This window comes from Rhizobium sp. NLR10b (genome assembly GCF_019685435.1).
Lineage (GTDB): Bacteria > Pseudomonadota > Alphaproteobacteria > Rhizobiales > Rhizobiaceae > Rhizobium.
Genome location: NZ_JABDWV010000003.1, coordinates 100,043 through 114,087 on the forward strand (window position 1 = coordinate 100,043; position 14,045 = coordinate 114,087).

Genomic DNA, 14,045 nt, shown 5'->3' on the forward strand with positions numbered 1-14,045 from the left:
GGCTCAGGCCTTCGCCGCCAGTGCATAACGCGCGATCTCGATGCCCATAGCCTTTTCGACGACGGGATAAACTGTCGGATCGAGCACGCTAGCCGACAGCGGAATGATATCCATCGGCACATGCAGGATGAAGACATGCATGCCCGCCTGCAACTGCCCGACGCTCAGCGGCTCGCCCTCAGACGACAGCGTAGTGATCACGGCGGGGAAGGTCGCAAGCCGCCCGCCGCCCGCATCGTCCACGGCCATGTATTCGTTCATCACATGCAGCGTCACCGATTTATCACCCGAGCCGACGGCGATGGTGCCGATATCGAAGGCTTCCTTGGTATAGACGACGTCCTTCCGGCTGATGACGCCTTCGGCGAGGACATGCCCGCCCGTCGTCCTGCAGATCGCATCGATGACCGCTGGCCCGCCCCGCTTCTCCGCCGCAATGATCGCTTCTCCGAGCGCAAGCGCCATCGAGATGCCGCCGAGGGCCGCATGCGCCCTGATATAGGAGGCCCGGAGCGGATTGCGGCAGCTGGCGACGAAACCGCCGGACTGATCGGCGGCGGCGCGCAACACCGGCGAGATCTTTGCCGTCGCGCCCTTCACCACCAGCTCGATGTAACGGTTTTCGGCCCTGTTGCCGCCGACGGCGGTCTGGATCATCGGCTCGGGTGAGGCGGCCATGCCGATCGAGCCCATGTCGCCGGTCGGGTGGGCGCGGATATCGCCGACGGCATCGACCACCTTGGTGCCGAGGATCGCCGACGGCAGCCAGCCGTTCAGCGTCGAGGATTTGCCGTTCTGGCCGATGATCAGCCCGGAGAGCCTTTCGCCGAGCGCCTCCTGCAGCAATTGCACCGCCTTCACATAATCGACGCCCTGCATTTCCCAGGGCGTCGTGGAGGCCGGCGCGCCGATCGCGGCCGCAGTGGCGATCCAGTCGTCATCCTTCAATTCGTCGACCGATACCAACTCCGGTTTGCCGATGGTGACGGCCGCAAGCCCAAGCATCCGCCCGTGATCGGCCCAGCCGCCGCCGCCGGCGGCATAGACGGAGCCGCCTTTGACGGCGGCTTCGACATCCTTCTCAACCAGTATGCGTCCCATCGGCCTTCTCCCGCTTCGAATCCTTGTCCATCTCGCGCACCGCTTGGAAAAGCACGGCTGCGCCGAGCGCGATATCGTCATTGTCGGCCCATTCGTCGGGGCAGTGGCTGCGACCTCCCCGGCAGGGCACGAAGATCATTGCCGCCGGTGCCACCTTGGCGATCCAGGCGGTATCGTGCCCTGCGCCGGAGGCCATGCGCCGGTATTTTGCGCCGACGCGTTCGCAGGCGGCCTCCAGCGTCGAAAGCAGCGCGGCATCGCTGGGCGTCGGCAGATTGTCGGAAACCCGATTCGGCGCCTCGATCGTCACGCCGTAAGCGGTCGCCAGCTTTTCGACATGGCCGTCGAGCCAGCGGCAGAAGGCCTCCATATCTGCGCGGATTTCCGCGCGCCCGTCGATCAGCAGCACGACCTTGGAGGGCACGACATTGGCCGCATTCGGCTCGATCCTGAACTCGCCAACTGTCGCCGCGAAATGTCCCGGCGTTCTGGCAAGCTCGGCGGCGGCGTTGCGGATGTCGAGCACCAGCTCCGAAGCCGCGACCAGCGCATCCGCCCGCCTGTCCATCGGCGTCGTGCCGGCGTGGTCGGCCCGCCCCTCGATGGTGATCTCGATACGGGTGATGCCCGATATTGCGGTGACGATGCCGATATCCTCCCTTTCGGCTTCGAGCACCGGCCCCTGCTCGATATGGAGCTCCAGGAAGCCTGCCAAATCGGGCCGCTTCTGCCGTCCCAGCACGCCAGGCTCGCCGCCCACCTGGGCGATGCCGCCGGCAAGATCGAGGCCGCCGCCTGCCCGCGACAGCCAGGCTTCCGGCAATTGCCCGGTCATGCCGCGGCTGCCGATGCAGGAGACACCGAAGATGCTGACCTCCTCGGCAAGAAAATCGATGATCTCGAGATCGTGGTCCAGTTCCATGCCGTGGTCACGAAGCGCCCGCGCCACCTCAAGCGCCGAGACCACGCCGGCAATGCCGTCGAAGCGGCCGCCGTCCGGCACCGTGTCGGAATGCGAGCCAAGCATGATCGTGCCGAGCCAGGGTTTCCTGCCGGTGCGCCGGCCGATCAGATTGCCGGCGGCATCGATCCGCGTTTCCAGCCCTGCCGCCTTCATCCGCGCCTCGATATAGGCCCGGCCTTCCAGAAAGACCGGCGTGAAAGCCCGCCGTGTCCAGGCGCGCGCCGGCTCGGTAATATCGGCAAGCGCCTCAATATCTTCAGCGATCCGGCCGGCATTCACGGGAAGATTGCGGCTCATGCGGCTGCTCCCGAAATGACCTGGCGCGACGGCGGCCGGACGAATCGGCCGGTGCCGGGCGCGGCCAGCACCTTGCCGCCCTCGGCGATCCTTTCGCCGCGCAGATAGGTGGCGGAGACGGTCCAGGGCAGGCGAATGCCATTATACGGGCTCCAGCCGACGACATTGCTGCCGCTCGCCGACGCATCGTAGATGCTTTCGCGCGGCTCCAGCACGGTGATGTCGGCGTCCTTGCCTGGTGTCAGCGCCCCCTTGATGTGGTCGAGCCGGAAATGTTTCGCCGGATTCTCCGCCATCAGCCGCGCCGCCCAGGTCAGGGGAATGCCGCGCTCGAGAGCGCCTTTGACGAATAGCGGCACCATAACCTCGAGGCCGGGAACACCGGATGCATTGGCGAGCATGTCGGGATTGGTCTTGCGGTTCTCCGACCAGCTGACGTGATCGGTCGAGACCAGCCAGACGTCGCCCTCGGCCACTTTCCGCCAGAGCCGCTCCACTTCGGCGCGCGGCCGAACCGGCGGATTGATCTTCGCCTTGCCGCCGAGGCGCCTCACGTCGTTTTCCTCGTCCAGCGTCAGGTAATGGATGCAGCACTCGACAGTCGCGGCAAAACCGTCGCGGCGGTAGGCGCGCGCGATGTCATAGCCGCGCCCGAGCGAGCAGTGCACCACATGTGCGGGGCAGCCGGTATCTGCCCCGGTCTCGAAGATCGTGTGCATCGCCAGGAGCTCGGTAATCGCCGGCCGAGACAGGCCGTGCGCCCGCCAGTCGGTGATGCCGCTTGCCTTCACCTGCTCCATATAGCTGCGCACGGCCTCGTCATCCTCATTATGCACGCCTGCCGTCAGCCCAGTCGGCGCGATCGCCGCGAAGCAGGCCTCGAGCAGGGCAGGCGGAATGCGCGGAAATCGTCTGGGATCGGTGCCGAAGGTCGAAAACTTGAAGGCGGCGACGCCGGCCTCGACCATCTCCGGGATTCGCGCCGGGCCTTCTTGCGGATCGATGGTGCCGTAAAGCGCGAAATCGACGCGCGCCTGCGGGGCGGCATGGTCGATCTTTCGCTTGACCGCCGCCGCCGAGCAGACGAGATTGCCCTCGTCATAAGGCATGTCGACGATCGTGGTCACGCCGCCGGCCGCTGCCGACCGCGTCGACCAGACGAAATCCTCCTGATCCTTCTGGGACAGCGAATGCACCTGCGCATCGATGGCGCCGGGCAGGATCAGCGCTCTTCCGAGCAGATGCCGTTCGCGCGCCGCGGGCGGCACGCCGAGGCCGACTTCGGCGATCTTGCCGGCGTACACGGCGACATAACCCGCTTCGACGATGCGGTCCGGCAGCACCACCGTGCCCTGCAGAACGAGATCGAAGTCCATGCCGCTTCCTCCTAGACTGACGTCGGAACCGTTGCCGGCTGGAGCATGATGCCAAGGCTTGAACGCCTTTCGGATGGATCACGCACCGGTTAATGTAGAGCAGGATTGAGATTTTGGGCCTCGGCCCACAATCATCCTGCTCGGCTGGCCAGGCGCCCTTCGATGGGCTCCGGCGAACCGAGAGCGAAGAAATCGTCGAAGGAGGCGATCGGAACCTGCTCGGTCAGCTTCGCGAGAAAATCGTCCGATCCGAGCTCTTCCTCGATCGCCTCCACCTCAGCTGAAAGCGGCCGGTCGACGGTGTAAAAAGCCGCATGTTTGCGCACGACCTCAAAGAGCATGCCGGCCACACCCTTCGGTTCATCGCCGAGAATGTCGATCGCCTGGGCAGACAAGAGCGCCTCGAGAGCGGCGAGGCGCTTCAGCGCCTGCATCTGCCGCTCGAAACGCTCGATGACCAGCGGCAGGAAGGCGGCCTCGTCCTCCAGGCCGGCCGCAACGACCAGCGACTGCGCCGAAACGGGACCGGACATCGACAGGACACGCGAGAAGATTTCGCCGGCAAGCTTGATGATCGGCCCGAAGCCGGTGGCAATCCGTCCCGGCGGCACGAGGTTGACCGGGAGGTCGCGCCGCTGGCCGTTGCCGAGAATGACGCAGCGGTTGAAGGCGTTGCGCGCCGCATGCGCCATACAGAGTGCGGCCGATTCGAGCAGGATCGTCACATCGAGCGGAAGCGAACCGCCTGATGTCATCACCCGGCCCTCGACGACGACAGGATTGTCGTCCGAGCGTCCGGTGGCGGCAAGGATCTTGTGACCGGTCGAAAGCAGATTTTCGATGACGGCGCCGAACACCTGGGCGATCATGCGCAGGCTGAGCGGATCCTGCACATGCGTTGCAACCGGCCAGTCCCATTCGTCCGAGGCGTTGCAGAGCCAGGCGCCGATCAGCGCCTCGCGCGCTGTGCCGACATGGCGCACTGCCTTCCATGGATCGCGGGAGGCGCCGAGCGCGCCGGCCGCCATCATCCCGGTGGCGAGCAGGATGCGGATCGAGGCCGCGGCATTGCGCGTCGTTTCCGCTGCCGCCGCAAAGCTCACCGCATTGACGCTCAGCGAAGCGAGGCTGTCGCGCGGCGCCATCCGCACCGGTTCTATCCCCGCTGCCCGGAAAGCGTCGGCCGCCTGCATCCGGCTGCCGCGGTAGACTGCTTCGCCGACGCCGGTCAACACCGCGCCGATCTGTCCCATCAGGCCGATATCGGCGCAGCCGATCGAGCCGGTGCGGCGCACGACTGGGATGAGATCGGCCTCGAGCATTCTGATATAGGCCTCGATCAGCTCCGGCGTGCAGCCGACCTGGCCGGTCAGCGCCGTGTTGACGCGGATGGCCATGGCGTTGCGCACCACATTGCAGGAAAAGGGTGTGCCGGTGCCGAAGTGATGGGCACGCACCAGGCCGAGATTGAAGGTGTCGAGTTCGTCGGCCGACCACTCCACGTCCTTCATGGCGCCGACGCCGGTCGTCGATCCGTAAACGGGCGTGCCTGAAGCAATCGCGTCCTCGACGATCTCGCGCGCAATCGCGATGCGGGCCATGCCGGTCGGTGAAGCCGAAATCCTCGCCTTGCCGGCACCAATCGTCACCATCTCGGCAAAACCGAGCGGTCGTCCGGAAAGTTCGATGCCAGGGCGTTCGTGCTGCATGTGCCGTATCTCCTAAACTGCGAGACTAAGCCAGCCCTCCGTCACATGGGATATCCTAAATGCCGAACACAGCATGTTATCGGAATGGTCAGCTCAGCATCCAGGCAATATAGAGGAGCGTCAATGCAATCACCCAGAGCGCGATCCTGCCCGAGCGGTTGTGCCGCGCCTCGGCCTTGCCGATCGCCTCGGCCGTCTGATCGTCGAAACGCAGGCCGTGCTCGCTCATATGCAGCAGCTGATGGTGGAATTTCTCAGTTTTCGCCGCGATTTCCGGCGCGGCTTCGGCGAGCTTGACCGCCGCCTTCAGCCCGTCCTTGAGATCGGTGACGATCCGCTTCGGGCCGAGATTGGTGCGGATCCAGTCGCCGACGACAGGCTCGGAGGCCTTCCACATATTGAAGCGCGGGTTGAGCATGCGCGACACGCCTTCGACCACGACCATGGTCTTCTGCAGCATCACCAGTTCCGGCCGTGTCGCCATGTCGAAGAGTTCGGTCACTTCGAACAGCAGCGTCAGGAGCTTGCCCATCGAGATCGTTTCGGCCGGCTGCCCGTGGATCGGCTCGCCGATCGCCCGGATCGCCTGGGCGAAGCTTTCGACATTGTGGTGGCCGGGCACGTAGCCGGCCTCGAAATGCACCTCTGCGACGCGGATGTAATCGCGGGTGATGAAGCCATAGAGGATCTCGGCCAGGAACCGTCGCTCCTTCTTGCCGAGCCGCCCGACAATGCCCATGTCGACGGCGACGATCAAACCGCCGGCATCGACGAAGAGATTGCCGGGATGCATGTCGGCATGGAAGAAACCGTCGCGCAGCGTGTGGCGCAGGAAGGACTGGATCAGTGTATCGGCGAGCAGGTTGAGGTCGTGGCCGGCCGCGCGCAAGCCCTCGACATCGGACATTCTCGTGCCGTCGATCCATTCCATGGTGATGACGTCGCGCCCTGTGCGCTCCCAGTCGACCTTCGGCACGCGAAAGCCGGGGTCGCTGCCGGTGTTTTCGGCGATCTCCGAAAGCGCTGCCGCCTCTAGGCGAAGGTCCATCTCCACCTTCGTCGTCTGTTCCAGCGTCTTCGTCACCTCGACCGGCCGCAGCCGCCGGCTGGACGGCATGAACCGCTCCTGCATGTGGGCGACCAGATACATTGCCTCGATGTCATGGACAAAACGCTGGCGCACGCCCGGCCGGACGACCTTGACGGCGACCTTCCTTCGGCCTTCTACCGTTTCGACTTCGGCCGGATGCACCTGCGCGATCGAGGCGGCGGCGATCGGCTCGCCGAAGCTCGCATAGAGTTCGTCGACCGGCCGCCCGAGCGATCCTTCGATACTCGCCTTTGCGGCCGCCGAGGGGAAGAAGGCCATCCGGTCCTGCAACTGTGACAGGTCGTTGGCGAATTCGACGCCGACGACGTCGGGCCGCGTCGCCAGGAACTGACCGATCTTGACATAGGAGGGGCCGAGCCGCTCGACCGCCTGTGCCAGCCGATCGCTGCGCTTCTGATACCGCGCCCTGCCGCGCTCGAATATCGTGACGAAGGATTTGGCAAGCGCGACCGAAGGCGGCAGGCCTTCGGACGGCAGGGCCGACACGACGCCCTCACGCACGAGCACCCAGCCGACGCGCCAGAGGCGGAAATAGGCTCCGAAAGTGCTCATGCAGGCTGGCCTGCTTGTGAAGGCGCGGCCAATCTCTCCTCCCTCATTCCTGTGCTCGTCACAGGAATCCGGCCACCGCGCGTCTGCGCGGTGAATGAGTCAGGAAATATAAAAGAATCTTTTGCAGCCCGGGACCGGGCTGCGCTGGCTTCCTGTGACATCCCTCGGGCAAAACCCGAGGAAGGGAATGAGGGAAAACGTGGAGACTGCATCATTCCCTCAGAGCTTCCAGCCGGAATGCAGCGCAGCGATGCCGCCGGTATAATTGGTGTAGGTGACGCGCGAAAAGCCGGCCTGGCGGATCATCGCCGCGAAGTTCTCCTGGTTCGGGAATTTGCGGATCGATTCCACCAGATACTGGTAGGGTTCGGCATCGCCCGTGATCACCTTGCCGAATTGGGGAATAGCGTTGAACGACCAGGCGTCGTAGATCTTGTCGAGAAGCGGCATGTCGACTTCGGAAAATTCCAGGACCAGCAGCCGTCCGCCGCGCTTCAACACGCGATGGGCCTCAGACAGCGCCTTGTCGATCCTCGGCACATTGCGGATGCCGAAGGCGATCGTATAGGCGTCGAAGCTGGCGGCCTCGAACGGCAGTTCCTCGGCATTCGCCTCGATGAAGGTGAGATTGTCGGAAAGCTTCTTCTTTGCCGCCCGTTCGGCGCCGACGCCGAGCATCGAGCCGTTGATATCGAGCACCGTCGCGCGTGCCTGCCGGCCCGAGGCCTCGATGATACGAAAGGCGATGTCGCCGGTGCCGCCGGCCACGTCGAGCACCTTGTAGCCCGCCTCCTTGCGCGGGTTGAGCGCCGAGATCATCGCATCTTTCCAGACCCGGTGCATGCCGGCCGACATAACGTCGTTCATGATGTCGTAGCGCTTGGCGACCTTGTGGAACACCTGGTTGACCAGGCCCTGCTTCTCGCCGCCCGGCACCTCGCGGAAGCCGTAGGAGGTCTCCATGCCGCCATCGGCGGAAGTGCGGCTTTCTGACATCAGGCTGCTCCGTTCCTTGAAGATCGGCGCGGCGACCGTAGCGAAAGACCGCGCGCGACGTTATCACTGGACCGCGCTCTCCGCGGCACACTGGCGCTATAGCGCACATCGTCCTCGGTTGAAACACGTTCAATAGAGATGGGTTAAGATGCCGGAATTGCCAGAAGTCGAAACCGTCAAGCGCGGCCTGGCGCCGGCGATGGAAGGAGCTCTCATTGCCAGGCTGGAACTGCGGCGTAAGGATTTGCGCTTCCCCTTTCCCGATGCCTTGGCGGACAGGGTTTCCGGCCGCACCATCATCGGCCTTGGTCGGCGCGCCAAATATCTGCTGGTCGATCTCGACGACGGCAACACGCTGATTTCCCATCTCGGCATGTCCGGTTCCTTTCGCATCGAGAAGGGCTCCGCCTCCGCAATGGCGGGCGAATTCCACCACGCCCGCTCGAAGGATGAGAAACACGATCACGTCGTCTTTCATCTGCAGGGTCCGGACGGTGCGCGCCGCGTCATCTACAACGACCCGCGTCGTTTCGGCTTCATGGATATGGTCGGACGCGCCGATCTCGCCGCCCATCCCTTCTTCCGCGATCTCGGCCCGGAGCCGACGGGAAACGAACTCGGCGCCACTTATCTGGCCGAACGTCTTCGCGACAAGGCACAGCCGCTGAAGAGCGCGCTGCTCGACCAGAAGAACATTGCCGGTCTCGGCAATATATATGTATGCGAGGCGCTATGGCGCGCGCATTTGTCGCCGCTGCGTGCTGCCGGCACGCTGGTGACACCGGCCGGCCGGCCGAAGCAGCAGCTCGACCTGCTGGTCGCCTCGATCCGCGACGTCATCGCCGATGCGATCGCCGCCGGCGGATCGTCGCTGCGAGACCATATCCAGGCCGACGGATCGCTCGGCTATTTCCAGCATTCCTTCTCCGTCTATGATCGCGAAGGTGAGACTTGCGGCACGCCCGGCTGCGGCGGTACGGTCGCCCGTGTCGTGCAGGCGGGCCGCTCCACCTTCTATTGCGCCGCCTGTCAGAAGTAACAGTGAGAAACCGGGAGAACAGCATGGCTTACGAGACCTTGATCGTCGAACCCCGAGGCACTGTCGGCCTCGTCACGCTGAACCGCCCGCAGGCGCTGAACGCGCTGAATTCTACCGTGCTGAGGGAGCTGAAGCAGGCCTATGCCGCTTTCCATGAAGACGATGCCGTCGGCGCGATCGTGCTCACCGGTTCCGAACGCGCCTTTGCCGCCGGCGCCGACATCAAGGAGATGCAGTCGCTTCAGTTCGCCGATATCTATAAGAGTGATTTCATCAGCGGCTGGGATGATGTCGCCAAGGTGCGCAAGCCGGTGATCGCTGCCGTCAGCGGTTTTGCCCTCGGTGGTGGCTGCGAGCTCGCCATGATGTGCGATTTCATCATCGCTTCGGAGACCGCGAAGTTCGGCCAGCCGGAGATCACCCTTGGCGTCATTCCCGGCATGGGCGGCTCTCAGCGGCTGACACGCGCCGTCGGCAAGGCGAAGGCCATGGATCTGATCCTGACCGGCCGAATGATGGATGCAGCCGAGGCGGAACGGTCGGGACTCGTTTCGCGTGTGGTGGCGCCCGAGCGTCTCATCGATGAGGCTTTGGCCGCCGCCGAAAAGATCGCCTCGCTGTCGCAGCCCTCGGTCATGATGGCCAAGGAGGCGGTCAACCGCGCCTTCGAGACGACGCTGGAGGAAGGGTTGCGGTTCGAACGCCGCCTGTTTCATAGTCTCTTTGCCACGGACGATCAGAAGGAAGGCATGACCGCCTTCATCGAGAAGCGCAAACCTGCCTTCAAGCACCGTTGAATGCTTTTCGGCGCTTGCCACCGGAAAGCTTGAAAATCCGCGTTGACGTGGGCCGGCTTTAGGGTTATATGCCCGCCCACGGTTCGGAAAGCCGCTCTGGTTTTCCGCGATTGCTCCCGCATTGCTGGATTTGGTGGCCGCAGGGCCCGCGGTAATGGCGGAGTTTGTTCGAATTCTTGAGAGAGGCATCCATGGCCAATACAACTTCGGCGAAAAAAGCGACCCGCAAGATCGCCCGCCGTACCGACGTCAATAAGGCTCGTCGCTCGCGCGTTCGTACTTTCGTTCGCCAGGTCGAAGAGGCCATCGCATCCGGTGACGCCGACAAGGCGAAGGCAGCTTTCCTGGCCGCTCAGCCGGAACTCGCCCGCGCCGCCAGCAAGGGCGTGCTGCACTCCAACACAGCGTCGCGCAAGGTCTCTCGCCTGGCCGCTCGTGTGAAGGCTCTGTCGGTCTCCACGACCGCGTAATAATCCATTAACGACCTCCTCGTTATGATTAGCCCGGTAATTTTACCGGGCTTTTTCGATTCTGCCGAACGGCTTCTGCATGGTGAATCTCACGACTGTTTCGTGTCAGTGCCATGACAGGAAAAAGTGTTCAAAAACAATGACTTGCGCAAGGATGCTTTCTCACTGCGCGACTCTGGCCGAACCTTTGCGGATCAGGGGCGAGTCAAGCAGATTTTTATTTTTTTTCTTTCTTTGCGTGTCAAAATAGCCCGAACGGGGAATCTCGTTGATTCAACTGCGATTCTTTTTTGACGCTGGTGTGACGCCCGAAAAGGGTCGCTGGAGTCAATGGCCGCATCTTAATTTTGCGTAAAATTCATCGTTGATCTTGCCATTTGATCCTGCCTAAATGGCGTCCAACAGAGGGCGCGGACATCACCTGTAGAGTTCGGTCTTAACTGCCACGTCGGCAGGGCGATGAATTTGTGCCATCTGTTACGGAGCCTTGCGCTTCCGTTTTTTCAAGCACTTGACGGATTTGGGCCGTAACGTGGCTGTTACGGGGCAGGGACGTTTTGTGCCTATGGCAATCACACGTTTAGCGTGAGGCTGCCGGATAGGGGATAGTAATATTGCGTTCGGGCTGGTCGGCCGAAAACGAGGATTGACCGACAGCTTGGCATGGAAAGCCGATGAAGGCGCCGCATGAACGCGGTACCTGCAACGGGCTTCTGTGCCGTGTTTGAGTGAACCGGCAGGCGGGTGGCTTCATGAGGATGCCGCCAGCCCGTCAAAGCGGGGAATGATCGGGCGGCTGTTTTAGCGGAGGCCGCCCGGTGGAATTGAAAGGCGGCATTATGCAGATAAATACGATGATGGCGGGCGGGCTCGACAACGGGGATGCGGCACCGCAGGCGTTCGGCTCCATTCGCCAGGAAGTGGGGGAAGCAAAGGCGGAAATGAAGCAGAGCATTTTGTTTGAGCGTGTCAGCGCGCGCTTGAAGGCCCAGGTCGGTCCTGACGTCTATGCCAGCTGGTTCGCCAGGCTGAAGCTGCATTCGGTATCAAAGAGCGTTGTTCGCCTTTCGGTTCCCACGACCTTCCTGAAGTCGTGGATCAACAATCGTTATCTCGATCTCATTACCGGTCTGTTTCAGGCCGAAGACCCGGAAATCCTGAAGATCGAAATCCTGGTGCGCACGGCAACCCGCAGCGGCATGAAGGCCGTCGACGAGGTGGTCCAGCCCGAGCCGGCTGCTCCCGCGCAGATGCGCCGTCCGCCAAGCGCCCAGCCGGCCGGTCAGGCCGTCCAGCAGGCGGTTTCGGCCGTTGCCGCCGCAAGGCCCGCAAGCCTCGGTACGCCGCTGTTCGGTTCGCCGCTCGACAGCCGTTTCACCTTCGATACCTTCGTGGAAGGCAGCTCGAACCGCGTCGCGCTTGCGGCTGCCAAGACGATCGCGGAAGTTGGCTCCGGCGCCGTACGTTTCAATCCGCTCTTCGTCCATTCGACGGTCGGGCTCGGCAAGACCCATCTGCTGCAGGCGATCGCCAATGCGGCGGTGCAGAACCCGCGAGCCCTGCGCGTCGTCTATCTGACGGCCGAATATTTCATGTGGCGCTTCGCCACGGCGATCCGCGACAACGACGCGCTGACGCTGAAGGATTCATTGCGCAACATCGATCTCCTGATCATCGACGACATGCAGTTCCTGCAGGGCAAGATGATCCAGCATGAATTCTGCCACCTCCTGAATATGCTGCTCGACAGCGCCAAGCAGGTCGTCGTCGCCGCCGACCGCGCGCCATGGGAGCTGGAGTCTCTCGATCCGCGCGTCCGCTCACGCCTGCAGGGCGGCGTTGCCATCGAACTCGACGCGCCGGATTACGAAATGCGCCTCGAAATCCTCAAGCGGCGTCTGGCCGCGGCCCGTCTCGAGGATCCGTCGCTCGAAATTCCGGCAGATCTGCTTCAGCACGTCGCCCGCAACATCACGGCCAGCGGCCGCGAACTCGAAGGCGCCTTCAACCAACTGATCTTCCGCCGCTCCTTCGAACCGAACCTGTCGATCGAGCGCGTCGACGAATTGCTCGCCCATCTCGTCGGTTCGGGCGAACCGCGCCGCGTGCGGATCGAGGATATTCAGCGCATCGTCGCCAGGCACTACAACGTCTCGCGCCAGGAACTGGTCTCCAATCGCCGCACCCGCGTCATCGTCAAGCCGCGCCAGATTGCCATGTATCTGTCGAAGACGCTGACGCCGCGCTCCTTTCCGGAAATCGGCCGCCGCTTCGGCGGGCGCGATCACACGACCGTGCTGCACGCCGTGCGCAAGATCGAGGAGCTGATATCCGGTGACACCAAGCTTTCGCACGAAATCGAGCTGCTGAAGCGGCTGATCAACGAATAACCGGCGGACCTGTCGGGAAATTTGACGGCTGGAAGCGATTCCAGCCGTTTTCCTTTATAGGTTTTTTATTCTATACCTCCCGCATTCGAGAACGAGCGCCGAAAGGGCGCATGGGAGGGAATGAATGAGTTTCGAAAAGATCGCCGTTCTCGGCCTGGGCAAGGTCGGGCGGCTGGCGGCAACGCTTTTGCATGAAGGCGGCTTCGAGGTTATCGGTGTCGATGCGCAGCTGCCCCCGGGCGAGGTGCCCTTCAGATGCCGCGCAGGCGACGTATCCGATCCGCAGCTGATCGGCGAACTGCTCTCGAATGTCGAGGCGGTGCTGTCCTGCCTGCCCTATCATCTGAACATTGAGCTGGCCCGTGCCGCCCATTTTGCCGGCGTCCATTACTTCGATCTGACCGAAGACGTCCCGACCACCAATTTCATCATCGAGCTGTCGAAGACCGCCCGCGGACTGATGGCGCCGCAATGCGGCCTGGCGCCCGGTTTCGTCGGCGTCGTCGGGGCAAGCCTCGCCGATGGCTTCGATCGCTGCCGATCGATCCGCATGCGCGTCGGCGCCCTGCCGCAGCATCCGACGGGTCTCCTCGGCTATGCCTTCAACTGGTCGCCGGAAGGCGTCGTCAACGAATATCTGAACGACTGTGAGGTCATCGAAGGCGGCGTGCGCAAGCTCGTCTCGCCGATGGAGTGGCACGAGACCATCTATGTCGGCGGCGTCAAGCTCGAAGCCTTCACGACATCGGGCGGCCTCGGCACCATGTGCGACACCATGCTCGATAAGGTCGACAATCTCGACTACAAGACCATGCGTTATCCCGGGCACATGGAGCTGATGAACTTCTTCTTCCATGAGCTCTTGATGCGCGACAAGCGCAGGCTCGCCGGCGAAATCCTGACCAATGCCAAGCCGCCTGTTGAAGACGATGTCGTCTATGTCCATGTCGCCGCGGAAGGCACGGAGAACGGCAACCTGCGCCGCAAGGAATTCGTGCGCGCCTATTACCCGATCGAAATTGCCGGCGCCCGCCGCACGGCGATTGCCTGGACGACGTCGGCCTCTGTCGTCGCCGTCATAGAAATGGTCCGCGACGGCCTGCTGCCGGCGACCGGCTTCCTGCACCAGGAACACATTCCGCTCGAGATGTTCCTGAAGACGCCGACCGGCAGCCTGTTCAAGGCGGGCGCGACCACCCACGGCTGAGACTTGTTTTCCGGCGCGGACGGCGATGTCGCTGCC

The 14,045-nt window shown here is 63.2% G+C and carries 11 protein-coding genes; 5 read left to right on the forward strand and 6 right to left on the reverse strand.

Annotation, left to right across the window (positions count from 1 at the left end):
* Positions 1-3: 3 nt before the first annotated feature.
* From HJB91_RS05415 to ubiE, 6 genes are all read right to left on the reverse strand, one after another.
* Positions 4-1,101 (reverse strand): DUF917 family protein, encoded by a 1,098-nt coding sequence (locus tag HJB91_RS05415; RefSeq protein ID WP_221153601.1) that lies wholly within the window; start codon positions 1,099-1,101, stop codon positions 4-6.
* The gene (locus HJB91_RS05420; protein ID WP_221153602.1) at positions 1,082-2,362 is read right to left on the reverse strand and encodes a Zn-dependent hydrolase; all 1,281 of its coding nucleotides are present in this window, start codon (positions 2,360-2,362) and stop codon (positions 1,082-1,084) included. Before HJB91_RS05420 ends, HJB91_RS05415 begins: the two co-directional genes overlap by 20 nt.
* On the reverse strand, positions 2,359-3,738 hold the full coding sequence (locus tag HJB91_RS05425) for a dihydroorotase family protein (RefSeq protein ID WP_221153603.1): 1,380 nt from the start codon (positions 3,736-3,738) through the stop codon (positions 2,359-2,361). Before HJB91_RS05425 ends, HJB91_RS05420 begins: the two co-directional genes overlap by 4 nt.
* A 131-nt stretch (positions 3,739-3,869) precedes the next feature.
* A complete protein-coding gene (locus HJB91_RS05430) occupies positions 3,870-5,447 on the reverse strand; it encodes an aromatic amino acid lyase (RefSeq protein ID WP_221153612.1) in 1,578 nt (525 codons plus the stop codon).
* A gap of 88 nt (positions 5,448-5,535) precedes the next feature.
* The gene (ubiB, locus tag HJB91_RS05435; RefSeq protein WP_221153622.1) at positions 5,536-7,110 is read right to left on the reverse strand and encodes a 2-polyprenylphenol 6-hydroxylase; all 1,575 of its coding nucleotides are present in this window, start codon (positions 7,108-7,110) and stop codon (positions 5,536-5,538) included.
* A 219-nt stretch (positions 7,111-7,329) separates the two neighbouring features.
* Positions 7,330-8,106: a bifunctional demethylmenaquinone methyltransferase/2-methoxy-6-polyprenyl-1,4-benzoquinol methylase UbiE gene (gene ubiE / locus HJB91_RS05440; protein WP_210629466.1), complete on the reverse strand. Its 777-nt coding sequence runs from the start codon at positions 8,104-8,106 to the stop codon at positions 7,330-7,332.
* Between the two features lie 148 nt (positions 8,107-8,254).
* On the opposite strand from ubiE, the gene mutM reads away from it, so the two are divergent.
* The 5 genes from mutM (at position 8,255) to HJB91_RS05465 (ending at position 14,009) form a co-directional block, all read left to right on the forward strand.
* Positions 8,255-9,145 carry a bifunctional DNA-formamidopyrimidine glycosylase/DNA-(apurinic or apyrimidinic site) lyase gene (gene mutM / locus HJB91_RS05445; protein WP_221153631.1) on the forward strand — a complete coding sequence of 297 codons (891 nt, stop codon included), beginning with the start codon at positions 8,255-8,257 and terminating at the stop codon, positions 9,143-9,145.
* 23 nt (positions 9,146-9,168) lie between these two features.
* Positions 9,169-9,942, forward strand: coding sequence for an enoyl-CoA hydratase (locus HJB91_RS05450; protein WP_221153648.1), 774 nt, complete (start codon positions 9,169-9,171; stop codon positions 9,940-9,942).
* A gap of 191 nt (positions 9,943-10,133) precedes the next feature.
* The gene (gene rpsT, locus HJB91_RS05455; protein WP_064800423.1) at positions 10,134-10,412 is read left to right on the forward strand and encodes a 30S ribosomal protein S20; all 279 of its coding nucleotides are present in this window, start codon (positions 10,134-10,136) and stop codon (positions 10,410-10,412) included.
* A gap of 839 nt (positions 10,413-11,251) precedes the next feature.
* Entirely contained in the window at positions 11,252-12,802 is a 1,551-nt protein-coding gene (gene dnaA, locus HJB91_RS05460; RefSeq protein WP_210629463.1) for a chromosomal replication initiator protein DnaA, read from the forward strand.
* Positions 12,803-12,926: 124 nt separating this feature from the next.
* Positions 12,927-14,009 (forward strand): saccharopine dehydrogenase family protein, encoded by a 1,083-nt coding sequence (locus tag HJB91_RS05465; RefSeq protein ID WP_221153658.1) that lies wholly within the window; start codon positions 12,927-12,929, stop codon positions 14,007-14,009.
* Positions 14,010-14,045 lie beyond the last annotated feature (36 nt).

What these genes read in the sequence shown, in the direction of transcription:
- HJB91_RS05415 (WP_221153601.1), bottom strand. Translation starts at nt 1,101, where the DNA reads ATGGGACGCATACTGGTTGAGAAGGATGTCGAAGCCGCCGTCAAAGGC.
- HJB91_RS05420 (WP_221153602.1), bottom strand. Translation starts at nt 2,362, where the DNA reads ATGAGCCGCAATCTTCCCGTGAATGCCGGCCGGATCGCTGAAGATATT.
- HJB91_RS05425 (WP_221153603.1), bottom strand. Translation starts at nt 3,738, where the DNA reads ATGGACTTCGATCTCGTTCTGCAGGGCACGGTGGTGCTGCCGGACCGC.
- HJB91_RS05430 (WP_221153612.1), bottom strand. Translation starts at nt 5,447, where the DNA reads ATGCAGCACGAACGCCCTGGCATCGAACTTTCCGGACGACCGCTCGGT.
- ubiB (WP_221153622.1), bottom strand. Translation starts at nt 7,110, where the DNA reads ATGAGCACTTTCGGAGCCTATTTCCGCCTCTGGCGCGTCGGCTGGGTG.
- ubiE (WP_210629466.1), bottom strand. Translation starts at nt 8,106, where the DNA reads ATGTCAGAAAGCCGCACTTCCGCCGATGGCGGCATGGAGACCTCCTAC.
- mutM (WP_221153631.1), top strand. Translation starts at nt 8,255, where the DNA reads ATGCCGGAATTGCCAGAAGTCGAAACCGTCAAGCGCGGCCTGGCGCCG.
- HJB91_RS05450 (WP_221153648.1), top strand. Translation starts at nt 9,169, where the DNA reads ATGGCTTACGAGACCTTGATCGTCGAACCCCGAGGCACTGTCGGCCTC.
- rpsT (WP_064800423.1), top strand. Translation starts at nt 10,134, where the DNA reads ATGGCCAATACAACTTCGGCGAAAAAAGCGACCCGCAAGATCGCCCGC.
- dnaA (WP_210629463.1), top strand. Translation starts at nt 11,252, where the DNA reads ATGCAGATAAATACGATGATGGCGGGCGGGCTCGACAACGGGGATGCG.
- HJB91_RS05465 (WP_221153658.1), top strand. Translation starts at nt 12,927, where the DNA reads ATGAGTTTCGAAAAGATCGCCGTTCTCGGCCTGGGCAAGGTCGGGCGG.